The 9,791-nt window shown below is 52.3% G+C and carries 7 protein-coding genes; all 7 read left to right on the top strand.

Translation table 11 applies throughout. The features are described 5' to 3' along the window. Window positions 1–134 precede the first annotated feature (134 nt). The 7 genes from CPT76_RS31975 (at window position 135) to CPT76_RS31945 (ending at window position 9,666) form a co-directional block, all read left to right on the top strand. Window positions 135–1,547: an ABC transporter substrate-binding protein gene (locus CPT76_RS31975; protein ID WP_105445755.1), complete on the top strand. Its 1,413-nt coding sequence runs from the start codon at window positions 135–137 to the stop codon at window positions 1,545–1,547. 280 nt (window positions 1,548–1,827) lie between these two features. Further along, on the top strand, window positions 1,828–2,781 hold the full coding sequence (locus CPT76_RS31970) for an extracellular solute-binding protein (RefSeq protein WP_105445754.1): 954 nt from the start codon (window positions 1,828–1,830) through the stop codon (window positions 2,779–2,781). Next, the gene (locus CPT76_RS31965; RefSeq protein ID WP_181153184.1) at window positions 2,709–3,245 is read left to right on the top strand and encodes an extracellular solute-binding protein; all 537 of its coding nucleotides are present in this window, start codon (window positions 2,709–2,711) and stop codon (window positions 3,243–3,245) included. The genes CPT76_RS31970 and CPT76_RS31965 overlap by 73 nt, the downstream gene beginning before the upstream one ends. Window positions 3,246–3,805: 560 nt before the next feature. Then, window positions 3,806–6,352, top strand: a complete 2,547-nt coding sequence (locus CPT76_RS31960; protein ID WP_105445752.1) for an extracellular solute-binding protein — start codon at window positions 3,806–3,808, stop codon at window positions 6,350–6,352. Between the two features lie 21 nt (window positions 6,353–6,373). Further along, a complete protein-coding gene (locus tag CPT76_RS31955; protein WP_105445751.1) occupies window positions 6,374–7,324 on the top strand; it encodes a carbohydrate ABC transporter permease in 951 nt (316 codons plus the stop codon). Between the two features lie 21 nt (window positions 7,325–7,345). After that, a complete protein-coding gene (locus CPT76_RS31950; protein ID WP_105445837.1) occupies window positions 7,346–8,203 on the top strand; it encodes a carbohydrate ABC transporter permease in 858 nt (285 codons plus the stop codon). Window positions 8,204–8,280: 77 nt separating this feature from the next. Continuing rightward, entirely contained in the window at window positions 8,281–9,666 is a 1,386-nt protein-coding gene (locus CPT76_RS31945) for an NHL repeat-containing protein (RefSeq protein ID WP_105445750.1), read from the top strand. Window positions 9,667–9,791 lie beyond the last annotated feature (125 nt).

Genomic DNA, 9,791 nt, shown 5'->3' with positions numbered 1-9,791 from the left:
TTGGGGAAGGAACGAAAGTAACCATGACGATCCCGCTCACGAAGCGAAGCCTGCTCAGCAAGTCAGTTGAAACGAGTTTCATATGACAGCGTGCGTAGGATGATTACAAGAGAAAGTTAAAAGTGGAGGTAACGATGAAAGTGTTCTTGACTCGTCGAAAGATGCCTGTTCTTTTCATACTTGTACTCCTGGCCACCGTAATCATGGTATGGAACGCTTATGTCAGCAAGGGAGCGATATTCAACGTTAATTCAGAAATATTAGGCAAAAATGCTGCGAGCAGCTCGATTAAGCATAACGGCCCTGTAACGATAAGCTTCTGGTATTCGTGGGTCGGAGGATTTCAGGACGAATTCTACGATACGGTCGTGAAGCCGTTCGAAGAGGCAAACCCGGATATCAAGGTTGAAATGACCTTCATCGAGAACTCGGACAATTCGCAAGGCTCGGATAAGCTGCTGACGGCGATTGCCGGAGGAAAGGCGCCGGATGTCGCGATGATCGACCGGTTTATTGTAGGCGAATGGGCGGCGATGGGCTCCATTGAAGACATTTCGGCTTATGCGAATCGTGAAGATATGGCGAGTATTTATTATAAAAGCGTGTGGGCGGAATCCCAATACGAAGGCAAAACGTACGCCCTCCCTTGGAATATGGACAGCCGCGCCATGTATTATAACAAAACGATGATGAAGCAGGCGGGTTTTGATCCTGACCATCCCCCGAGAACCATTGCCGGCCTGGATGCCATGGCAGAGAGGATGTTCAAAACGAACGGGGACGGCGCATATGAGCAGGTCGGATTCGTCCCATGGATGGGCCAGGGCTTCTTGTATACGCATGGATGGAATTTTGGCGGCGAATGGGGACGAGGCGGGAAGCTGACGCCAAACGATCCGCGGAACGTTAAAGCGCTGGAATGGGTGCAGGGCTACGCCGAGAAGTACGATGTAAAGAAACTGTTGAAGTTTTCGGAGATGATGAGACAAACCGGAAGAAACTCCTTCTTGTCCGGCAAAGTCGGATTTGTCTATGAAGGCAACTGGCTTCTTAATGGGATGGAAGACTTGGATTTCGAGTGGGGTGTAGCGCCGATGCCTACAATCGATGGCAGCCGGCCGGTCACATGGTCAGGGGGGTGGTCGTTCGTCATGCCCAAAGGGGCGAAAAATAAAGAGGAAGCTTGGAGGTTTATGAAGTACGTAGCGGGCAAGGAAGGCTCGCTCTTATGGGCCGGCCGTGAGGGCGGCAAGAATGATCTGATGTGTATTCCGGAAGTGAATGCCAAGCTCGGCCTGGATCAGAAGGAACCGATGAAGGTGTTTACGGAGCTGCTCGGGAATGCTTACATCAGGCCTGTCACACCTGTGGGCGGATACATGTGGGATGAAATGCTCCGCGTACAAACGCTGGCGATGAATCTGCAGGGGGAACCGGAAGAGCTCTTGAATGAAATGAAGAAGAACGTCGATGCTGAATTGGCTAAGGTTATGGGGGACGGCAACAGCAAAATGGAGCATCCCCAAGGCCGCGATGTGCAGCCGTAAGAGTGTCTGTCATGCTTTTTGACAGGCACTCTTTTTTTCTTGCCCCGCATTGATACGCGAAGCCGATGGCTCCCCTTCCAAGATAGTAAAGATAGTACACGAAATACAAAAGCAGTCTCATTATCCCCTCTCATAAAAGCGTTTACACTAAAGAGGAATTAACTTCATTAGTATCATTTAAAACCTATATAAGATGAACTAAAGAATAGGATGTAGGCCGTACTTGCCCCCATTCCTAGTTCAATATTTCAACTTATATATGCAAAAAGGAGGCATGTAAGTGAGGAAAAAGAAGGGCGCCACTCATTTGAGAAGAGCGATGCTCAAGTATCTGGTTACCGCATTATCGGTATGTTTCGTATTAACAGGCTGCGGGGGCTCGGGCGGGTCCAGCGGAGAGAATGGAGCCAGTGATACAAAGGGAACGGAAAGTACGAATCAACAGACCGATACCGCCAAGAAAAATACCGATACGGGTAAAGGCAGCGGTGAAAAGGTAACGCTTGAGCTCTGGGGTTGGGGAGGCAAATTCCAGACGGACTACACGAAAATTGTCATCAGCGAATTTGAGAAAGAGCACCCGAATATCAAGGTGAAATACATCATCGATCAAGGGGGCACGGATAAGCTGACGACGCTGATTGCCGGCGGTACGCCTCCGGACGTAGCGGTGCTCGACCGCTTCATGGTAGGGCAATGGGCGGCGAAGGGATCGCTGGAAAGCCTGCAGCCGTTCGTCGATGCCGGAGACGAAGTACGCGCCGACGATTATTATCCGGGCGTCTGGGCGGAAGCGAATTACAAGGACCAGCTCTATGCGATGCCGTTCACCACAGATAACCGGGCGCTTTATTATAATAAAACGCTTATGAAGGAAGCGGGTCTCGACCCGGAGAAGCCGCCGGTCACGATTGCGGAATTGGATGCGATGGCGGAGAAAATGTTCAAGAAAACAAGCAACGGCAGCGGATATGAGCAGGTCGGCTTTATTCCCTGGGCAAATCAAACCTACTTATACACGCAAAGCTGGAACTTTGGCGGAGAATGGACCAATGGCGAGGAATTGACGCCAAACCACCCGCAAATTGTGAAAGCGCTTGAATGGATGGTCAGCTACGCCAAAAAATCGATATGTCCAAAATCAACAAGTTCAACGATGTCATGGGCAAAACCGGCATCAATTCGTTCTGGACCGGCAAAGTCGGATTCGTCGTGGACGGCAACTGGGTGCTGAACGATTTGACCAGCAATGCGAAGGTGAAGCCTACCTTCGAGTGGGGTGTCGCCCCGATGCCTTCCGCGGAAGGCTATCCTCAAACGACATGGGCAGGCGGCCATTCCTGGGTCATGCCGAAGGGAGCCAAGCATCCACAGGAAGCATGGGAGCTCCTCAAGTTTATCGGCGGCTATAAGGGCACGCTGCTCTGGGCCAAGCGGGCGGATGCGGGCAACGATATTACGACTATGCCGAAGGTGAACGAAGAAATTAAAATCACCGAGAATCCGAAGCTGAAGGTGTTCGTCGATTTAATGCCTGTGGCGCATTACCGTCCCGTTACGCCTGTTGGCCAGAAGTTGTGGGATGAAACCTTCCGTGTTCAGGATTTGGCCTTGAACGGAAAGGGCGAGCCGAAGAAGCTGCTGGACGAAGTCAAGAAGAACGTCGATAACGAGCTTAAAAAACTGGAATCGAAATAATCAAGGTGGACCGGTTTCATAAGGAGGGGGGCGGGTGAATCGCCTGTCCCCTTTCTTCATTAGAAGGAAGAGAACCGCTTAAGGGACATCCTGATGAATTGAACGACAAAGAGGTGACGGTGCTTGAAATGGCGTTGGAATGATGCACTAAAGTGGAAGAGAGTCATGCTTATATCGATCACTTTTCTTGCTTTTCGCTGACCTTCGGTGAGAGCTTTCATTCTTATGCCAACAACGAACGTTTACGGGACCGGAATCAGAATCAAGGCGTTTCGCTGACGAATGACCAATTAGCCATGAACAGATTTTGGAGCCGACTTATGCGACCACGCTGGCTGGATATAAGAAAGAGGGCTATCCGCCTGCCGATCAACCGGACATCGTGATGAAAGCCGATCAGCATTCGGCGTTTGGAGGCACGAAGCCGGTCTTGGAAACGGTAGACGGTCTTTCCGCTCTTGTGTGGGACAGCACGACAACGTGGATCGAATGGTCGGATCGAATGGTCGGTAGATATCCCGCAGGACGGTCTTTACAACCTGGCCCTAAGTTATTATCCGATGCCGGGAAAAAGAATGCCGATTCAGCGGGAGCTGCTTATTGACGGAGAAAGCCCGTTTCGCGAGGCGCAGCGTATCTATTTCTACCGCAGCTGGGTCGACCGGGGCGATCCGGCCCAAAACAACCAGGGAGACGACGTCAGACCCAAGCAAATCGAGAAGCCGCAGTGGATGGACCTTCCGGTTTCGGACGGGAACGGTCTGTACCCGGAACCCTTCCAATTTTATATGACCGCAGGCAAGCATGTCATTCGGATGAATTACTTGCTCGAACCGATGGCCATCGACGAGATCCGGATCACGTCACCGGAGCAGCTACCCAGCTATGCCGAAGTGAATCAGGCCTACACCGCGCAAGGTTATGAGCCCGCCCAGAAGATCAATGTGAAAGTGCAGGCGGAGAACAATCCGATGAAATCTGATCCGACGATCCGCAGGGAATCGAATGGCGATCCGTTAATGGAGCCGGCAGGCGATGGGAGAATCCGGCTGAACGCATTTGGCGACTGGCGCTGGAGGAAGGGCGGTCAGAAGGCATCGTGGGCGTTCTCGGTTCCGCAGGACGGGTTGTATAAGATTGGGCTGAAATTTGGACAATGGTGGGGCGATGGGCTGCCGTCCTATCGTCAAATTCTTATAGATGGAAAAGTTCCGTTCAAGGAATTGGAGCTCTACCCTTTTACCTACTCGCGCAACTGGCGGATCGAAACGCTGCATAAGGACAATGAACAAACAGGCAAAGACGAACCCCTGCTCGTGTACTTAACGAAAGGCGAGCATACGCTGACGATGGCCGCCCAGGTCGGGCCGTATCAACCGATCATGGAAGCTTTGACGGCCGATACCCAGAAGCTCTCTGATCTGTACAGACGCATTATTATGATCACGGGACCGACGCCGGATCCGAACTTCGAATACGAGCTGAACAAGAAGGTGCCGAAGCTGATTGAAGACTTGAAGGTCATCGCGGACGATCTGCTCGTTCAGATGGATGCGCTCAAGGCTCTGTCGGATGTAGAGCCGAGCACGGTGAACAGTCTGCGGATGATGAACCACACGTTCGAGAAAATGATCCGTAACCCCGATTCGATTCCAAGACAATTATCGGAGCTCAGCAACAGCCAAACGAACCTCAGCACGCTGCTGATGGATCTCCAGAATGTGCCGCTTGTTCTGGATTACATCCTGATCAGTGCCCCGGATACGAAATATCCGAAGGTAAAATCCAACGTTCTGCAAAAATCGGTCAGCACGTTCAAAAACTTCATGGCTTCCTTTACGAAGGACTATACGGGTGTAGGCAGCGTCTACGACAACGAAACGGGGGAGGAAGAGGGTCCGGTTATCGAGGTTTGGGTATCCCGTGGCAAAGAGTGGGCGGAAATTATGAAGGAAATGGCGGAGGAAGACTTCACGCCCAAAACCGGCATACGCATCAACATCAATACGCTTCCCGCCGGTCAATTGAACTCGGGCTCCGTCAACACGCTGCTGCTCGCGGCAAGCTCCGGCAGAGCGCCGGATGTCGCAACAGGCGTCGATGCGCATCTGCCCGTCGAATTTGCGATCCGGGACGCTTCTGTCGATTTAACGCAGTTTCCTGATTATGAAGAGGTCAGTAAACGGTTCCTTGCGGGATCGCTCATTCCTTTCAAATACAATGGGGGGAACTATGCGCTACCGGAAACGCAGGATTTCAACTTGTTGGTCTTCCGGAAGGATATCTTGAACGAGCTGGGCGTCAGCATCCCGAAGACATGGGATGAGGTCTATGCTCTGCTTCCGATTCTGCAGCAGAACGGGATGCAGATGTATTATCCGATCACGCAGCTGGGCTTCATGCCGTTTCTCTACCAGAATGGCGGCGACTATTACAAGGAGAACGGAGCAAAGTCAGCGCTGGATTCACCGGAAGCCTTCCAGGCCTTCACGGAATGGACGGAGCTGTATACCAATTACAAGTTCCCGGTCATGGCGAACTTCTTCAACAGGTTCCGTACCGGGGAAATGCCGATCGGGATCGCGGATTATCTCACGTATGTACAGCTCTCTACCGCAGCGCCGGAGCTGATCGGACGCTGGGGCGTCGCGCCGTCTCCCGGCCATCAGAAGGCCGATGGGTCGATTGACCGTACGACCGGTGGAGCAGTACAGTCCGTTGCGATCTTCAAGCAATCGGAGCATCAGCAGGAATCCTGGGAGTTCCTGAAATGGTGGACGAGTACAGAGGTTCAGCTGCAGTTCGGCCAAGAGCTGGAGGCGCTGCTCGGCGTCGAGGCCCGCTGGAATACGGCGAATATAGACGCCTTATCTCAGCTGCCATGGCCGGAGGACGACCTCAAGGCATTGAAGGATCAATGGAAGTACTACAAAGAGCAGCCGTACGTACTCGGCGGCTACTTCACGGGGCGGAACATCGATAATGCCTGGAACCGCGTTGTTCTTGGCGGCATGAATATCAGAGAGTCGCTGGAGAAGGGCATCAAGGATATTAACAAAGAGCTTAACGCCAAGCAGAAGGAATTCGGGTTCACGCCGAAAGACTAAGGCGGCGGAAGGAGGAGCAGTATGCAAAGCAGCGTAGAGGTTAAGGGGCCGCTCCAGCTGGCACCGCAGAAGGCACGTCGATTCAAATTGACTCACGCGAGAAAGAGGGCTGCGCTCGGTTATTTGTTTCTCAGCCCGTTCCTGATTCTCTTCATCGTGTTTACCGTCATTCCCGTCGTGCAGTCGGTCTATCTCAGCTTCACCTATTACAACATGCTCCAACCGGCGAGGTGGGTAGGCTTATCCAACTACAGCGTCTTGTTTCTGGAAGACGACATCTTTCTCACATCGCTTAAGAATACGTTTATCTTCGCTGTGATCGCCGGGCCGCTAAGCTATTGCTTATCCTTTATGCTCGCGTGGGTGATCAATACGCTGAAGGCCAAAATGATCTTCTCGTTGGCCTTTTACGTCCCTTCAATTACGAGCGGAATCGCTTTATCGATCGTCTGGCTGTACATATTCTCCGGAGACCGCTACGGTTTATTGAATAATGCGCTGCTCAACTGGGGCATGATCAGCGAACCGATTCTCTGGAATACGGATCCGAACACGATCATGCCGGTCATCATTATCGTTTCTTTGTGGATGAGCATGGGTACGGGGTTCCTGGTATTCCTGGCGGGGCTGCAGAATGTATCGCCAGAGCTGTATGAAGCGGGCGCCATTGACGGGATTTCCAGCAAGTTTCAGGAATTGTGGTTCATTACGCTGCCGCTAATGAAGCCGCAGCTGCTGTTCGGCGCGGTCAACGCCATCGTCGGCGCATTCGGGGTGTTCGACATTGCCGTAGCCATCTCCGGTATGCCGAGCCCGAACTATGCGGGCCATACGATTATTTCGCATCTGTTCGACTATGCCTTCATCCGGTTCGAGTTGGGATACGCATCGGCAATCGCCGTCTTCCTGTTTGTAGTCACGTTCGGCTTAGGCCGCATCGTGATGCGGTTACTATCGTCCAAAGATCAATAAGGGGGGTTAAAGGACGTGACGATGAGCTTTACGAAATTTATCACCCGTTTCAACAGGGGTTTGTTATACGCGTTTATGATCGCATTGGTCGGATTTACGTCCTTGCCGATCGTATATATGATTTCCACGGCTTTCAAACCGCTCGACGAGCTGTTCCTTTACCCGCCGAGATTCTTCGTGCAGAAGCCGACCCTGCGCAGCTTCTTTGATCTGCTTACCGCGACGGACAGCTCTGTCGTTCCTTTCTCGCGGTACATCTTTAACAGCTTGTTCGTCTCCGTTGCGGTCGTGCTCTCCAGCTTGGTTGTGTGCTGCCTGGGAGCGTACGTGTTATCCAAGTTCAAACCGCCGGGTGCGGGCTTCATCTTCTCCGTTATCTTGTCGGCTCTGATGTTCTCGCCGCAGGTGACCCAGATTCCGACCTATATGATCGTATCGAGCTTAGGCTTGGTCAATACGTATTGGGCGTTAATTCTGCCGAAGATCGCCGTGGCCTTCAACATCTTCCTCATGAAACAATTCTTCGATCAAATTCCCGATGCCCTGATCGAGGCTGCGCATATCGACGGCGCATCGGATTGGAAAATCTTCTGGAGGGTGATTATGGCGGTGAGCAAGCCGGCCTGGGCAACGTTGATTATTTTCTCTTTCATCGGGAACTGGAACGATTTCTTTTCGGCGCTCGNGTTTACGACAAGCGAATCGATGAAGACGCTGCCGCTGGCGATTCAGACACTGGCAGGGGGACCGGGCGTCGTTGCGCGGACGGGTGCACTGGCTGCCGGCACATTCCTGATGACGCTTCCTCCGATTCTCATCTTCCTGCTGTTCCAGAAGCTGATTATGAATACGATGGTTCATTCCGGGATCAAATCATAGGGGGCGGATACGGTGTACAAACGAATAACAGCGGGTATACTCGGCAGTTTGCTGTTTCTGATCTGCAGCTTGCCAGTTTGCTGTTTCTGATCTGCAGCTTGCCTGCCCATGCGCTCCCGCAAATGTCCTATACGCTCGATCCAATGTATGGCCATCGGATGCCGATCCCCCTGACCTATACGGTAGACACGATCATTATGGACGTCGGCCAGCCCGGCTTGAATAAACCAAACGACTTGTTTATCGACGAGAAGGGGCTCTTATACGTAGCCGACACGGATAATAACCGGATTGTGAAATTGGACGGCCAAGGGAAAGTGCTGGGCATCTTCGGGAAAGAACAAGGCGTCGAGCTCAGCAGTCCGAGCGGTATCTATGTCGATAGCCTCGGTCATATGTTCGTAGCGGACACGGGCAGCGGCAGGATCATCCATCTGTCTCCGAAAGGTGAATTGATCGAAGAATTCGTCAAGCCGGAATCTTCCTTGCTGAGTGAAGATTTGGACTTTTCCCCGGATAAAGTCATCATGGACCGGCGCGGTTATCTGTATGCGCTCAATAAAAATGACTACAGCGGCTTTATGATGATAGACGCGATGAACCAGTTCCGCGGCTACATCGGCGCCAACCGCGTTCCGTTCGACTGGAAGAAGCTGCTCATCCGTTTACTGGCAACGCCGGAGCAGCGGGAGCAGCTGAACAATGCGGTTCCTCCGCAAAACTCAAATATCACGATCGACGGTAAAGGATTTATTTATACGCCGACGGTTCTGATCGAAGCGGACCAGCTCAAGAAGTTCAATGCCATGGGTGAAAACATCTACAAGAAGGCATTTTTCGGCGAAGCCTCGATCGAAAGCGGGGCGCTGGAAAACCCTTATTTCATCGATATGGCTGTCGATCAGTACGGGGTTGTGAACGCGCTCGACGCAATGTCGCGGAAGATCTATCAATACGATCAGGAAGGCAATCTGCTTGCCGTATTCGGCGGACAAGGCGATGAGAAGGGGCGCTTCGAATACCCGACGAGCATCGTCGTCGATAAGGCGGGCAAAATCTACGTGCTGGACCGGGACCGCAATAACATTCAAATTTTTCAGCCGACACGCTTCGCGGAATTGGTCCACCAAGCGAGCCAGCTGCACTTCAACGGGCGTTACCAGGAAGCGATGGTGCCCTGGAAGGAAGTGCTGAAGATCGACGAGAACTATCCGCTCGCCCACCGCGGCGTGGCGAAAGCGCTGATGAAGGAAGAGAGATGGAAGGAAGCGATGCGGGAATTTAAGCTGGGCAATGACCAGGAAGGGTATTCATTGGCCTTCGCCGAGTATCGGCATGGCTTGTTGCGCGAATATTTGGGCTGGATCATTATGGCCGTCGTTCTCATCGTGGTCGCCATCTACTTTATCGTCAAATTCATGATCCGCGTCACGAATACCGTCATAAGGAGGTATGGCTATTGATCAGAACGGCGGATTTCAAACAGTCGGGTCTCCGGTCACTGCGGCTGGGCATAGCAATACTGTTTCATCCAGTGGACGGATTCGAGGAGCTGCAGAAAAACAAGCATCTGATCTCGGCATTCGTC

The organism is Paenibacillus sp. AR247 (genome assembly GCF_002968895.1).
GTDB classification, from domain to species: domain Bacteria; phylum Bacillota; class Bacilli; order Paenibacillales; family Paenibacillaceae; genus Paenibacillus_AQ; species Paenibacillus_AQ favisporus.
Note: the sequence above shows the minus strand (reverse complement) of the source record. Positions and strands in the feature narration are given on the sequence as shown.